Annotated in this window: 13 protein-coding genes; 3 read left to right on the top strand and 10 right to left on the bottom strand. The window is 50.9% G+C overall.

Annotated features, from left to right (window positions below; genetic code table 11):
* Positions 1 to 73 precede the first annotated feature (73 nt).
* The 3 genes from citF to citD are packed head-to-tail and all read right to left on the bottom strand — an operon-like array spanning position 74 to position 2,845.
* Positions 74 to 1,645: a citrate lyase subunit alpha gene (citF, locus tag DW677_RS04885; RefSeq protein ID WP_117566584.1), complete on the bottom strand. Its 1,572-nt coding sequence runs from the start codon at positions 1,643 to 1,645 to the stop codon at positions 74 to 76.
* Position 1,646: 1 nt separating this feature from the next.
* The gene (locus DW677_RS04880) at positions 1,647 to 2,546 is read right to left on the bottom strand and encodes an aldolase/citrate lyase family protein (RefSeq protein WP_021904969.1); all 900 of its coding nucleotides are present in this window, start codon (positions 2,544 to 2,546) and stop codon (positions 1,647 to 1,649) included.
* A complete protein-coding gene (citD, locus tag DW677_RS04875) occupies positions 2,546 to 2,845 on the bottom strand; it encodes a citrate lyase acyl carrier protein (protein WP_015554593.1) in 300 nt (99 codons plus the stop codon). The genes DW677_RS04880 and citD overlap by 1 nt, the downstream gene beginning before the upstream one ends.
* 382 nt (positions 2,846 to 3,227) lie before the next feature.
* On the opposite strand from citD, the gene DW677_RS04870 reads away from it, so the two are divergent.
* From DW677_RS04870 to DW677_RS04860, 3 genes are all read left to right on the top strand, one after another.
* On the top strand, positions 3,228 to 4,142 hold the full coding sequence (locus DW677_RS04870) for a LysR family transcriptional regulator (protein WP_117566583.1): 915 nt from the start codon (positions 3,228 to 3,230) through the stop codon (positions 4,140 to 4,142).
* A gap of 45 nt (positions 4,143 to 4,187) precedes the next feature.
* Positions 4,188 to 4,757 carry a citrate lyase holo-[acyl-carrier protein] synthase gene (citX, locus tag DW677_RS04865; protein ID WP_117483706.1) on the top strand — a complete coding sequence of 190 codons (570 nt, stop codon included), beginning with the start codon at positions 4,188 to 4,190 and terminating at the stop codon, positions 4,755 to 4,757.
* A 290-nt stretch (positions 4,758 to 5,047) separates the two neighbouring features.
* The gene (locus DW677_RS04860) at positions 5,048 to 6,790 is read left to right on the top strand and encodes an NFACT RNA binding domain-containing protein (protein ID WP_117566582.1); all 1,743 of its coding nucleotides are present in this window, start codon (positions 5,048 to 5,050) and stop codon (positions 6,788 to 6,790) included.
* A gap of 96 nt (positions 6,791 to 6,886) precedes the next feature.
* Here DW677_RS04860 and DW677_RS04855 read toward each other — a convergent pair whose 3' ends face one another.
* The 7 genes from DW677_RS04855 to cobT form a co-directional block, all read right to left on the bottom strand.
* The gene (locus tag DW677_RS04855) at positions 6,887 to 7,570 is read right to left on the bottom strand and encodes a precorrin-8X methylmutase (protein WP_242992106.1); all 684 of its coding nucleotides are present in this window, start codon (positions 7,568 to 7,570) and stop codon (positions 6,887 to 6,889) included.
* On the bottom strand, positions 7,567 to 9,123 hold the full coding sequence (locus DW677_RS04850; RefSeq protein ID WP_117566581.1) for a cobyric acid synthase: 1,557 nt from the start codon (positions 9,121 to 9,123) through the stop codon (positions 7,567 to 7,569). The genes DW677_RS04855 and DW677_RS04850 overlap by 4 nt, the downstream gene beginning before the upstream one ends.
* 105 nt (positions 9,124 to 9,228) lie before the next feature.
* Positions 9,229 to 10,215 (bottom strand): adenosylcobinamide-phosphate synthase CbiB, encoded by a 987-nt coding sequence (gene cbiB, locus DW677_RS04845; RefSeq protein WP_117566580.1) that lies wholly within the window; start codon positions 10,213 to 10,215, stop codon positions 9,229 to 9,231.
* Positions 10,216 to 10,343: 128 nt separating this feature from the next.
* A complete protein-coding gene (locus DW677_RS04840; RefSeq protein ID WP_117469656.1) occupies positions 10,344 to 10,634 on the bottom strand; it encodes a hypothetical protein in 291 nt (96 codons plus the stop codon).
* A 46-nt stretch (positions 10,635 to 10,680) separates the two neighbouring features.
* Positions 10,681 to 11,307 (bottom strand): histidine phosphatase family protein, encoded by a 627-nt coding sequence (locus DW677_RS04835; RefSeq protein WP_117566579.1) that lies wholly within the window; start codon positions 11,305 to 11,307, stop codon positions 10,681 to 10,683.
* Complete coding sequence (cobS, locus tag DW677_RS04830) at positions 11,304 to 12,059, bottom strand: adenosylcobinamide-GDP ribazoletransferase (protein ID WP_117566578.1); 756 nt, start codon at positions 12,057 to 12,059, stop codon at positions 11,304 to 11,306. The genes DW677_RS04835 and cobS overlap by 4 nt, the downstream gene beginning before the upstream one ends.
* Complete coding sequence (cobT, locus tag DW677_RS04825; RefSeq protein WP_117566606.1) at positions 12,056 to 13,222, bottom strand: nicotinate-nucleotide--dimethylbenzimidazole phosphoribosyltransferase; 1,167 nt, start codon at positions 13,220 to 13,222, stop codon at positions 12,056 to 12,058. Before cobT ends, cobS begins: the two co-directional genes overlap by 4 nt.
* Positions 13,223 to 13,237: the final 15 nt, after the last annotated feature.

Raw genomic sequence — 13,237 nt, 5'->3', positions numbered from 1 at the left:
CCGATGTTCCACAGGCTGCAAAGTGTTCCCCCACGCTTTCCAGTCAGAGCAAGCTGACAGATCGCTCTCTGAGTCACTCTACATCTGTTGTAAACTCATAATCCTTGATCTTTCTGACTACATCAATGATGGTGCCGTCACGGGCCTCGATGACACCGACAATGCGGTCATCAAACTGTACCGGATCCGGTGTTCCGACCATGGCATATGCCTTGTCGCGAAGCTCTTCGATCGTACAGAATGGAAGGTCAACATCCTTCATGCATTCGATGAGGTCCTGTCTTCTCGGGTTGATGGCAATACCATAATCTGTGATTACCACGTCAACAGACTCACCCGGTGTTGTAACAGTCGTAACATTTGTACAGATTGCCGGGATTCTTCCCTGAAGCAGCGGAGCAATGACGATCGTGCACTTCGCTCCTGCTGCCGTATCCGGATGTCCGCCCTGAGCACCTGTGATCATGCCGTCGGAACCGACAACGACGTTACAGTTAAAGTTTACGTCAACCTCAAGAGATGCAAGGATCACGAAATCCAGCTTGTTGACATAAGCGCCCTTGTTGAACGGGTTTGCGTACTCGGACGCGGAGATTTCGAAGTGGTTCGGATTTGTCTTGATGGATTCGATCGCACCCTGATCAAAATCCTGGGTATCAACGAGCTTGTTTATGAGGCCTTTCGCCAACAGCTCACACATCGGAGTTGTGATTCCGCCGAGGCCAAGTCCCATATGGATGCCTCTCTCTTCCATGATCTTTCCGAGGGAGATCGTGGAGGCGATGGAAGCTCCGCCGACACCTGTCTGGTAGGAGAAACCTTCCTTGAAATACGGGGTATTGACAACAAACTTTGTGCAGTAATCCGCCATCATGATCTTTCTGACATCCGTCGTCGGTTTTGCAGCACCTGTCGCGATCTTTGCCGGATTTCCAATCTCATCTACGACACAAACGTAATCCACATCTACCATGGAGATGCTTGCCGGAATGTTCGGGAACGGAACGAGACAGTCTGTCACAGCAACAACCTTATCTGCATACCGGGCGTCGACCATCGCGTAGGATAATACGCCGCAGTCGCTCTTTCCGCCGTTTGCGCGCATGTTTCCGTACTCATCACATGTCGGAGCGCCGATGAAGGCGATATCGATATGGACTTCGCCGGACTCGATGGCGCGGACACGTCCGCCGTGGGAGCGCATGATCGCAAGGTTTTTTAACCGTCCTGTGGAGATCGCCTCACCGATCTTTCCGCGGACACCGGAGGACTGGATGCCGGTGATGGTGCCATCCTCGATGTACGGAACGATCGGATCGTGAGCTTTTCCTAAGGAGCTTGCACAGATCGTGATGTCCTTGATGCCCATCTTATGAACCTCTTCCATGACCATGTTTACCACATAGTCACCCTCGCGGAAATGATGATGGAAGGAAAGGACCATGCCGTCCTTAATGCCGCATTTTGCAAGGGCATCATGGATGTTCTCGACAAGCTTGCTTCTTGTCGGATCGTTTAACGTACGGACGGTCGGAGCCGCCTTTGTATATTCGTAATTATCATAGGCATAGACGCCCTTGAACGGCTCCTTGCCTGTTGCTTTTAAGATCTCTTCGGGAATTTCTCTTCCAACTGCATTGATCATCTTATAAATCCCCCTTATAAACGCCTGCTGCTTTCGCCATGGCGAGTGTTCTCTTTGCTCCGTCGTAGAATGCGATGTCGATCATCTTTCCGTCAACAGTGAAGACTCCGATTCCCTTTGCCTTCTTGTCATCGATCTCGCGGACAACCTTCTCCGCGAAGATGATCTCTTTTTCCGACGGTGTGAAGACCTTATGGACGATGGCGATCTGTCTCGGGTTTACGAGAGACTTCCCGTCGAAGCCCATCATCTTGATCATTCTTGTCTCATTCTCGAAGCCTTCCATATCGTCAAGGTTTGTGAACACCGTATCCCAGCACTGGACACCTGCCGCTCTCGCCGCCATGATCATGTGCTGTCTCGCTCCCATGAGCTCCACTCCGGTTCCTGTGATCGTTGTCTGGAGGTCCTTTGTGTAATCTCCGCCGGATAAAGCGATTCCGATAAGTCTGTCAGAAGACTGACATACCTCCAAGGCATTTAAAACACCTTTGCAGGACTCTAAGGCTGCCATTAAGAGCGTGCTTCCCTCCGGGCGTCCAAACTCTTTCTCTGCCGCAAGGACATGCTCCTCAACGGTCTTAACATCCTGTGCTGTCTCGGTCTTTGCGATACGGATCGTATCAGCACCTCCGGCAACACAGACACGGATATCCTCTTTCCAGTGCGGGGTATCAAGACCATTGATTCTTACGACTCTCTCAACACCGCGGTAATCGATCTCCTGAAGTGCATGATATAAGGAATATCTCGCTGCGTCCTTCTGGTTCTCGGCAACTGCGTCCTCAAGGTCCAACATGATGGAGTCCGGTTTATAGATATACGGATCCTTGATGAGACCCGGTTTCTGGCAGTTTAAAAACATCATGGATCTTCTTAAGCGTTTTTTATTCGGATGCATTATTTGATGACACCTCCCCACGGAAGATTTTCGGTGATGCCGTTGGAACGGTAGACCGCACACTCAACTCTCGCCTTTAAGGTACAGTCGAGAGCTCCCTTATCGAAGATCGTGACCTTCGCGTTGTCAACACCGAGACGGTCCAGCGTCTCTAATGTGACTTTTCTGATCTGTCTGCCGTACTGATGGATCACGCTGCTCTCGATGGTGAGCTCGATCGTTCCATCGCCCGGTTCAACAGTGACCTGGGCATCGCTGGATTCCAGTGTGCCGGCCATGGCTGTCTTCTTGATTTCCATTTAATCCCCTCCTGTGATCATTCACGGTCGGCAGCCATTTTTCAGGCGGCCGCATGGTCCGCTGTTGTCATTCCTATGTATATCCCGCTGCCGGACCTTCCGTTTTTCTTTTTATGCAGGATGCACAAAATCATTTTCGTTTCCTGCTTGAGTTCTATGACTTTCTATGACTTTACTATATCACTTGTATTTTTTTTAATCCAATACATATCCGTCTATAGTGAATATAGGAGAATTCTTATGAGGGAAATTGCGTTGTCCTTTTCCGCACGTTGAATTTTCAGGCGTGATATGATAAAATATAGGAACGCAAAATATCAGGGAAATTCAGATGGAATGGTGTATTTTTTACAAATCTGTTCTGGAAAGGAGTGCCCCTCTCATGAATGAAAAACATATGCAGTACGTACTGACCGTCTTAAAAGAAGGCAGCTTTACGAATGCGGCAAAGAAGCTCTATGTCTCCCAGCCCTCTTTGAGCCAGATCATAAAGACGGCAGAAAGCAATCTCGGCGCTCCGATCTTTAACCGTTCTACCGATCCGATCACCCTGACGCCCGCGGGACAGCTCTATGTGGAAGCAGCAAGACAGGTCACAACGATCTCCACGAATCTTGTAAAGCAGGTGGAAGAACTCAGTAATGAGGAATTCGGAAAGATCCGTCTTGGTATCTCTGTTCAGCGCGGCATGGAGCTTTTACCGGAATTATATCCGCGTTTTAAAAAACGATTCCCCCATGTGGAGATCGAGCTTCACGAGCAGGGGTCCGCGACGATGGAAAAAAGTGTTCTGGAGGGGGAGGTCGGAATCGCACTCCTGACCACGTTTCCGAAGCATGCGGATCTATATTATGACCTGATCCAGGAGGAACAGCTCGTTCTCATCGTGAACAGAGACTGCGCACTCGCAAAACGGATCCGGCCCGGAACGCCTATCGATATTATAGAGGCAAAGGATGAGACCTTTGTCTCCAGCCGCCCCGGACATTCTGTCCGGTCGATTCAGGACACTCTCTTCATCACAAGAGATATGAAGCCGAAGATCGATCTTGAGACGATCAGCATTGAGATTGGAAAGCATGTAGTAGCGTCGAGCCCCGTTGTTATGGCGTGTCCGGACGCCTATGTGGATACGTCCCACTCCGCAGAATCCCCTTACTTTTCCTATCCGATCCTCGGAGTAGAGAATCCACGGCACTTTTATGCCTGCTACCGGAAGGACATGTATCTGACAAAATATATGAAGGGATTTCTCGAGATCCTGCACACGCTCCGCAATCCGGCAAAAAACACTTAACGGATCCTGCACGGAGTCTCCGCATTTTCAGAATTTGAGGTTTTTATGGAACATTTTTTATTGAGTGATACAGAAAAAGAAGAATTAAAACAGTTTATCGGTGCGGAGGCAGAACTGCCGGATATGCTGAATGCCAGAGAGCGGCGTGTCTGGGTACAGGAGAAACTTCTCGCGGAATATTCAGGAGTTCTCGTCTCCTTCACCCTGAATATTCCGGGTCCTGTGAAGGTCCTGCCCTATGTGCCGGAGACCTTTGAGCTTGCGTTGAAGGAGATCCTTCAGGCGTTATCCGATTCCGGTATCCCGGTCTTAAAGCGCAGTCTGATCCTGGATCGGACAGGTCCGGAGGCCTTCTTATGCGTGGACGCGGATGCCCTTGATGTAAAGCGTCTGCTGGTGCCGTTGGAGGACGCGTCAAAGCTTGGACGTCTTTACGATATCGACATCATCGGACGGGATGGGAAAAAGATCTCCCGAAGTGATATCGGAAAACCGGGACGGACCTGTCTTCTCTGCGGACGCCCTGCGAGGGAGTGTTCCAGAAGCCGGACACATTCCGTGGCGGAACTGACAGCCGCGATCGAGAAGATTTTTAAGGAAAACTTTGCCGGATAATGTTCCACCAGAAATCGGTTAAGGCCTTATCTCCTTCCTTGTCCGGCATTCCATATTTTGTACAAAATCGTAACTATTCAGTACCTTCATAGTTACACGCAAAAATCCATTCCAGATCAGCTTCGCTGATGGGATTTTTGCCCTCAAGCCCATGTTTTCTTACGGTCAGCGCAGCAAGTGCGCAGACCTACTGAACAGTTACACAAAATCTATATTGAGACAGCAGATTCCACAGTCACGGCTTTTGACATTTCAGACGGAGCTGTTGTCAGAAAGGAACCACCACAACAATGGCATTTGACGGAATTGTGATCGCGAATCTGGTCCGCGATCTGAACGATAAGATCGTCTCCGGCAGGATCTCAAAGATCGCCCAGCCGGAAAAGGACGAATTACTTTTTACGATAAAAGGAAACCGGGAGAACGTGCGGCTGCTCGTCTCAGCCAACGCCAGTCTCCCGCTTCTCTATTTTACGGCAAACAATAAACCGAGCCCGATGACGGCCCCGAACTTCTGTATGCTCTTAAGAAAGCATATCGCCAATGGCAGGATTATCTCTGTCACCCAGCCGGGGCTGGAGCGGATCGTCCGGATCGAGGTGGAGCATCTGGATGAGATGGGCGATCTCAGAAGAAAATTTATCGTGATCGAGCTCATGGGAAAACACAGCAATATCATCTTCTGCGATGAGAATAACGTGATCTTAGACAGCATCAAACATATCTCGGCTCAGGTAAGCTCTGTCCGGGAAGTCCTCCCGGGAAGAGATTATTTTATCCCCCACTCCGGTGAGAAGAAGAATCCGCTTACGATCACGGAAACGGAATTTAAAGAGCTTCTGCACAGCACACCGCAGGATCTTTCCAAAGCGCTCTACATGGACCTTACCGGCTTAAGTCCTGTGGTTGCCGCAGAGATCTGCCATCTGGCATCCTTAGACGGTGATATCTCCGCGAAAGAATTTTCCGACGCGGAACTCACCCACCTCTTCCACGCGTTCAACTGGATCATGGACGATATCCGCGAGGGCAATTTCACCCCGAATATTATCTACGAGGGAGAAAAACCCATCGAATTTGCCGCTGTCTCGCTGACGATGATGGAAGGCGGAAATTACAGGACTGTAAAGTTTGATTCCATCAGCGAGCTCCTCGAGCGGTACTACTCGGAAAAGAATACGGTATCACGGATCCACCAGAAGTCCACGGATCTTAGAAAGATCATCTCCAATGCACTGGAGCGCAGTGTGAGAAAGCTGGATCTTCAGACAAAGCAGCTCAAGGATACTGAAAAACGGGAAAAATACCGGATCTACGGAGAACTTTTGAATACCTACGGATATGGTCTCTCCGGCGGTGAAAAAAGTTTCAAATGTTTAAATTATTACGACAATGCGGAAATTACGATCCCTCTGGATCCGACGATGACAGCCCAGGAGAACGCAAAGCGGTATTTCGATAAGTACAATAAACAGAAACGGACCTACGAGGCCGTCACGGAACAGCTCGCGCAGACAAAGGCGGAGATCGACCATCTGGAATCCATCAGTACCTCCATGGATATCGCAAGGCTGGAGGAGGATCTTGTACAGATCAAGGAAGAACTTACGGAGTACGGCTATATCAAACGCCATTACACCGGCGGGAAAAAGGTAAAGATCACAAGCCGCCCGTTCCACTACCTTTCCAGCGACGGATTCCATATCTATGTCGGAAAAAACAACTACCAGAATGAAGAACTCGACTTCAAGTTTGCCAACGGCGGCGACTGGTGGTTTCACGCGAAGGGAATCCCCGGCTCCCATGTGATCGTAAAGACCGAGGGAAAGGAGCTGCCGGACCGCGTTTTTGAGGAAGCCGGAGCGCTGGCTGCCTATTACTCCAAGGGACGGGGAAACGAGAAGGTGGAAGTCGATTATATCCAGAGAAAGAATCTGAAAAAAGTTCCCGGCGCTGCTCCCGGTTTCGTTGTGTATCACACGAACTACTCCCTGATGGCTGTACCGGGGATCACGGTGCAGGAAGTGAAATAGACAAATTATCATGCAGGCATAAAAAAGCCTCAGAGTTTTGCACATTCTGTGCTGCTCTGAGGCTTTTTCTATATCAGTATTCCATCCTATATTCTTTTATCTTCCGCCAGCTTCATATAATAACGCATTGCAGATCGCCGCCGCGATATTACTGCCGCCTTTCCGTCCTCTTGCGACGATGGCCGGAACATCTGTCCCTAAGATCAACTCTTTTGCTTCCACCACATTTACAAATCCCACCGGGACTCCGATAATAAGCGCCGGGCGGATCTTTTTCTCTTCGATCAGCTCATAAAGGCGCATCAGGGCTGTCGGTGCGTTGCCCACCGCGTAGATGCATTCCGGATAACATCCTGCGGCTTTTTCGACACTGACCGCAGATCTTGTCATGCCGCTCTCCTTCGCTTTTACCTTCACATCCTCATCTCCGATAAAACAGTGCACCTCGATCCCAAATTTTCCTGCCGCCGTTTTATTGATCCCGGATGCAGCCATCGTGGTGTCCGTGATGATCGGAAGTCCGCGTCGGATCGCTTCCTTTGCCTTTTCGACAGCTCCGTCGGTGATCGTCAGGGTGTCCCTGTAGGAAAAATCCGCCGTCGTGTGGATCACCCTGCAGAGGAGCGGCAGTGCATCCGCCGGATAGGAGGAAACGAACTCGTCCCCCAGCTCTCCCTTTATGATCTCAAAGCTCTTCTTTTCGATCTCCATCGGGCGGGTCGTCAAAAAATCGATGCCCGTCCGCTTCTTTAATTCTTCTGTCCAGTCGAGTCCGCTCATCCTCTCACATCCTTTCGCTCTAAGATCCGGTAGATCATATCCATATCGAGATTTTCCCGGATGATCTTTGCCATTTTATCGTACTGTTCCTCTTTGTATTTCGCCATGGAAAAGGTCACTCCGCTCTCATATTCTTCCAGACGTACACCTTTCTGTTTTGCAAGGAAGTTACGAACCGCTGTCTGCATCTCTTCCGTATCGAAAACGCCATGGACGTAGGTTCCGAATACATTTTTGTATACACAGCCATCGTCTTTCGTATCGGCTGTGTGTCCGCCAGTTCCATCACTGCAACAGATTTCCGAGAAATTCCTTCCACCATCCCGGATCGTCTCACCCATATGGATCTCGTAGCCGGAGATTTTAACCGGTTCGCCGTCCTCCGAAAATCTCGCCGTGCCGGTTACTCTCGTTCTCGTTTTCTTCTCCGCGAAGATCGTCCGGATCGGTAAGAGCTCCATTCCCCGCATGGTCCCGCCCTCCTCGACCCCATGAGGATCGTCGAGACTCGTTCCGAGCATCTGGAATCCACCACACACACCGATAACAGGAGTTCCCTTTCCTGCCATCCGTGTGATCACTGCCTCCAGCCCGTTCTGGCGGATCCATTTGAGATCACCCATCGTATTCTTTGTTCCGGGTATGATAATGAGATCGGATCCTGTCAGTTCTTCCGGCCGGCTCACATAGGAAAGAGCGATTCCCGGAAGGCGTTCAAGGGAATTGAAGTCCGTGAAGTTAGAGATCCGCGGAAGTCTTACCACCGTAACCTTTGCAAACGCCTCATGTCCGGATCGGTCGAGCAGTGGCCCTGAACCATGTTTTCCGGTCAGTCGCTCCGAGAGACTGTCCTCATCGTCCACATCCACATCCATATATGGGATCACACCCGCGAACGGGATCCGGATCCGCTCATAGAGCATGGCAAGGCCCGGTTTTAAGATCTCCTTATCGCCGCGGAATTTGTTGATCACAAAGGCCCGGATCCGCTTTTGCTCCGCTTCTGTGAGCAGGGCCGCTGTCCCGTAGAGCTGGGCGAAAACGCCGCCCCGGTCGATGTCCCCGGCGAGAAGTACCGGCGCATCCAGCATCTCGGCGAGTCCCATGTTCACGATATCGTTTTCCCTCAAGTTGATCTCTGCCGGACTTCCGGCGCCTTCCACAACGATCACATCGAAGCGGGATGCCAGGGAATTGTAGGCATCCATGATGTCCGGGATCAGACTCTTTTTCATCTTAAAATACTCCGCCGCCGGATAATTGCCGCGGACCTCGCCGTTCACGATGAGCTGGGATCCCATGTTCGAGGTCGGCTTTAAAAGGATCGGGTTCATCGCCGCCTCCGGTTCGATTCCCGCCGCCTCCGCCTGCATGACCTGAGCACGGCCCATCTCAAGACCGTCCTTTGTGATGTAGGAATTTAATGCCATATTCTGGGATTTGAACGGGGCGGTCTTGAGCCCGTCCTGTTTAAAGATCCGGCAGAGCCCCGCCGCGAGAAAGCTTTTCCCAGCATTCGACATCGTTCCCTGGATCATGATTACTTTTGCCAATTTGATTCCTCCGTAGTGCTGCAGCCGTTTTAACACAATTTATAATCGTATATACTCTGCATTACGACTGCTGCCATATCCTGTTTTTATGCCTCTAAACCATCTTTACAATAAATTGAGAACCGTTTCCACCACCGCACAGAGTCCCATAAGGATCCACGATGTCCGGTAAAGAAGCTTATTCGCCCGCGGAATATCCTCGATCTCTACCGGCCGCAGATCATCCCCAATGTATTTCTTCTTCACAAGTTTTCCGAAATACCAGGCATCTCCCGCAAGGCGGATCCTGAGTGATCCGGCGCAGACCGATTCCGTCTGGGCGGAATTTGGGCTCGCGTGGTTGAAACGGTCCCTTAAAAAGATCTCCTTCGCATGGGAACCGTCAAATTCATGATCTTTTGATGGCAGATAGGAGGCGAAGATCATGACCCAGGCGCAGAGTCTCGCCGGTATGAAGTTCAGGAGATCGTCAAGCTTTGCCGCCGCCCTTCCAAGATAAAGATACTTGTCGTTCTTGTATCCCACCATGGAATCCATGGTGTTAACTGCCTTATATATCCAGCCGAGGACCGGGCCGCCGAGAGTCATATAAAAAAGCGGGGCTGCGACACCGTCCGAAGTATTTTCCGCTACAGTTTCCACCGCCGCTTTCGTGACTCCCGTCATGTCGAGACGTTCCGTATCACGGCCCACGATCATGGAGACCGCGTACCGGGCTGCCGGTAGATCATCTTTTTTCAATTCCCGGTAGACCTTCATGCTCTCATCTTTTAAGGATCTCACCGCAAATAGCTGATAGCAGAGGATCACCGAGACCAGAAATTTAAGCCCTGGGGAGATCCGCCCACAGGCATAAAGAATGCCGCCGGATACGACCGCCGTCGTTCCCGTCGCAAAAAGGACAAGGACGACGCCGCCCGCAAGCAGCGCCCGTTCCCCGTCTCCGAAGATCTTCCGTATTCCTTTTTCCAGAAAACTGATATATGCCCCGATCAGCCGCACTGGGTGATACAGCCAGTGCGGATCGCCGAGGACCTGATCCAGCAGAAAACCAAGCGTGATCACCGCCAGAAGTTCTATTCTGTCTATCATGTAAATTCTTCCTTATCTGCCGTAATTTTCCTGTTTTCAGCTGCACAAACGAAACTATATTTCCATACGCATGTGAGCCTGTCGTTCTTTTCTCCCGCAGACAAAAAATTCAGGAATCATCACAACCTCTATTTCAAATATTTTCCGTTATTCTTATATGCCATGATGATAATAACCACCGTCAGTACAAGAAATGCCGCCAGCCATAAAACTGCCGGAAATACGCTGCATCGGTACATGACAAAGAATGCCAGATCCAGCCCCCAGAGCATCTTTGTGACGCCCTCTGTGTGGCACCATTTTGCCCGCTCTTCGTCCTCCACAAGGATCTTTGAGCTGATCGGCGTGTAGATGCCGCTTACAACCAGCGCACCGTAAATCAGAAATCCGATGCTGCATGCAGATAATAAAAGTATCATGTTTTTGTTCTCCCTTCATCGTTTCCTTTACACGTTTCGTTATCGGTCATTTAGCTTTAATGATCCGCGCGTTGCGGATCTGTCCATCTGACGCATCCATTTTTCCCAAAACGCCTTCCCCGTTCCCAACCTGCCAGTCATAGTAACTTTTCTTTTCCTCCGAAAACGCCTCCATGACTGCCATGATCGTTCCTCCATGAACGACAAAAACGAGCGTCCGGTCAATCCCCTGTTCAGCCTGAGAAGAAATTTCCTTCCATACTTCCTGAAATGCCTCCACTGTCCGGGCTTTAAATGCCTCCGTGGTCTCCCCGCCGGGAAATCCCTCTCTCCCCAGCGTGTCGATAAAATGCTGATACTCCGCATCCCCGGAAAGTTCCAGATAATTCTTATACTCAAAGGTTCCAAAATCACACTCGGAGAGTCCGGCTTTCTGGATTCTCGGAACATGTTCATATAGCTTCTCCGGGAACAGAATTTCTGCCGTCTCAAGACACCGCTTCATCGGGCTTGTGATGATCGCTGCCACGTTTCCTGAAATCTCCCGAAGCTTCAGTGCTTCTTCCTTCAGATCCGACACTGCCTGTTCCGTCAGTCCCTCATCAGTCCGGCCCACATACCGTTTTTCCAGATTCCCGGCCGTTGCCCCATGCCGGATCATGAAAAGTTTCATCCGATCACCGCCTTCCCGATCACGGCCGCAAGGAGGATCCCAAGCTCACAGATCTGCAGGAAAAATCCCGCCAGATCTCCCGTGACCCCACCGAACTCCTTCACTGCCATATGCCGGTAGTAGAAAAAGATCAGGATCGATGCTGATAGAATGATTCCCCCAATTCTGCCACCCAGAAAAAGTTCCAGAACTGCTGCCGCAAGGAACAGGATGACCATCCAGACCGCCACCGTCTTCTTTTTCGCGTCCTTCATAAAATCTGCCAGCATCCCATGTTTTCTCGCCTCCGGGAATGTCACCGTGGAGAGTCCGCTTAAGGATCTTGAAATCACAAAACCGATCGAGACAAGCACCGCCGTCTCCCGGTCAAGCTCCATACACGCCGCCGCATAAAGGATCAGATACAGTGCGCCAAAGATCACAGCGAACGCCCCCGTGTGGGTATCCTTTAAGATCGCGAGTTTCTTCTCCCTGTCTCCGTAGGACGCCCTTGCATCACACGTATCCATAAATCCATCCATGTGGATTCCGCCTGTTATGAAGATCGGAACTGCGAGAAGGATTCCCGCTGCCAGAAAGCTTCCCGGAAGAAGCCATGAGAGCAGCAGGAACATCCCGTAAAATACTGCCCCGATCACCATGCCGATGGCCGGGAAGAAACACATGGCATATTTCATGTCCTCCTCTTTCCACTCGAACATCGGCATCGGTATTCTGGAATACATGGAAAAAGCGATAAATGCCGCCCTCATGGCCGCTCTCCTTTCTCCTGATAGTCCACGTACTGTTCCACAGAGATATCAGAAAATGTGCTCATCTCCTCATATACCTTTGCACCCATCCTGAGAAGCGGGATCATGGCAACCGCCCCGCTTCCCTCGCCGAGATGCATTCCCATGTGAAGAGGTGCCGGAAGATCCAGCATCTGAAGGACCGCCGCCCCGGCAGGTTCTGTGGAGATATGGGACGCGAGCATATAGTCCTTCGCCTCTTTCCTGATGAGAACCGCCAGAAGGCCAGAGACGGTGGAGAGGAATCCATCCGTCAAAACCGGGATCTTTGCCGCCGCTCCGCCGAGGAATAGCCCCGTCATTCCAGCGAGATCGAAACCGCCAAGCTCTGCAAGCACCGTCACAGCGGACAGCTCTCCACTCTCATATTGTTCTTTTGTTCCATTCCGGTATTCCGGATATTCCTCATAGAAACGGGAAACTGCCATCTCCACTGCCTTTTTTTTCTTCTCAAGTCCCGCGTCAGAGAGTCCGGCGCCCCGGCCGGTCGCCTCTTCAGGTGGGAGCCCCGTGAGCACCGCGCTCATGGCGGCAGCAGGAGTCGTATTTCCGATTCCCATCTCCCCTGCGGCAAGAATTTCGTATCCCTTCTCTTTCAACCGGAATGCGAGATCTATGCCGGAAAGAAGTGCCTGAAGACACCCGGTTCTGCTCATCGCCGGTTCCCTCGCGATATTTCCGGATCCTCTTGCCACTTTCCGGTCCAGGATCCGGTGCATGTCAGGTTCCTTCTGCCCGGTCGGCCCGCAGTCCATTCCCATGTCCACCGGGTAGAGGTCTGTTCCGGAGATCCGGCACATCTTGGAGGTGGATGTCTCGCCTTTCGTGAAGTTTTCCGCAACGATCCTCGTCACATCTTTACCTGTCTGGGAAACCCCTTCCGCAACGACACCATGGTCGGCACACATGACTGCCAGTGCGGACCGGTCCAGTTTCATTCCCGATGCGTTCCCGCGGATCCCCGCGATCTTTATAATATCCTCCTCCAGAATTCCGAGACTTCCGATGGGTTTTGCCACAGAATTCCAACGCTTTTTCGCAAGCTCCATGGCAGTTCGGTCTGCCGGTTCAATCTTATTCAGATATGCTTTCCAGGTCTTTTCTACTGAAGTTTTTTCTGTCATATTTATTTTCATTCT

Origin of the sequence: Clostridium sp. AM25-23AC (assembly GCF_003435125.1) — a bacterium.
Taxonomy (GTDB): domain Bacteria; phylum Bacillota; class Clostridia; order Lachnospirales; family Lachnospiraceae; genus Pilosibacter; species Pilosibacter fragilis.
Note: the sequence above shows the minus strand (reverse complement) of the source record. Positions and strands in the feature narration are given on the sequence as shown.

What these genes read in the sequence shown, in the direction of transcription:
- DW677_RS04870 (WP_117566583.1), top strand. Translation starts at nt 3,228, where the DNA reads ATGAATGAAAAACATATGCAGTACGTACTGACCGTCTTAAAAGAAGGC.
- DW677_RS04835 (WP_117566579.1), bottom strand. Translation starts at nt 11,307, where the DNA reads ATGAAACTTTTCATGATCCGGCATGGGGCAACGGCCGGGAATCTGGAA.
- cbiB (WP_117566580.1), bottom strand. Translation starts at nt 10,215, where the DNA reads ATGATAGACAGAATAGAACTTCTGGCGGTGATCACGCTTGGTTTTCTG.
- DW677_RS04860 (WP_117566582.1), top strand. Translation starts at nt 5,048, where the DNA reads ATGGCATTTGACGGAATTGTGATCGCGAATCTGGTCCGCGATCTGAAC.
- citF (WP_117566584.1), bottom strand. Translation starts at nt 1,645, where the DNA reads ATGATCAATGCAGTTGGAAGAGAAATTCCCGAAGAGATCTTAAAAGCA.
- DW677_RS04855 (WP_242992106.1), bottom strand. Translation starts at nt 7,570, where the DNA reads ATGAGCGGACTCGACTGGACAGAAGAATTAAAGAAGCGGACGGGCATC.
- DW677_RS04840 (WP_117469656.1), bottom strand. Translation starts at nt 10,634, where the DNA reads ATGATACTTTTATTATCTGCATGCAGCATCGGATTTCTGATTTACGGT.
- citD (WP_015554593.1), bottom strand. Translation starts at nt 2,845, where the DNA reads ATGGAAATCAAGAAGACAGCCATGGCCGGCACACTGGAATCCAGCGAT.
- cobT (WP_117566606.1), bottom strand. Translation starts at nt 13,222, where the DNA reads ATGACAGAAAAAACTTCAGTAGAAAAGACCTGGAAAGCATATCTGAAT.
- citX (WP_117483706.1), top strand. Translation starts at nt 4,188, where the DNA reads ATGGAACATTTTTTATTGAGTGATACAGAAAAAGAAGAATTAAAACAG.
- DW677_RS04880 (WP_021904969.1), bottom strand. Translation starts at nt 2,546, where the DNA reads ATGCATCCGAATAAAAAACGCTTAAGAAGATCCATGATGTTTTTAAAC.
- cobS (WP_117566578.1), bottom strand. Translation starts at nt 12,059, where the DNA reads ATGAGGGCGGCATTTATCGCTTTTTCCATGTATTCCAGAATACCGATG.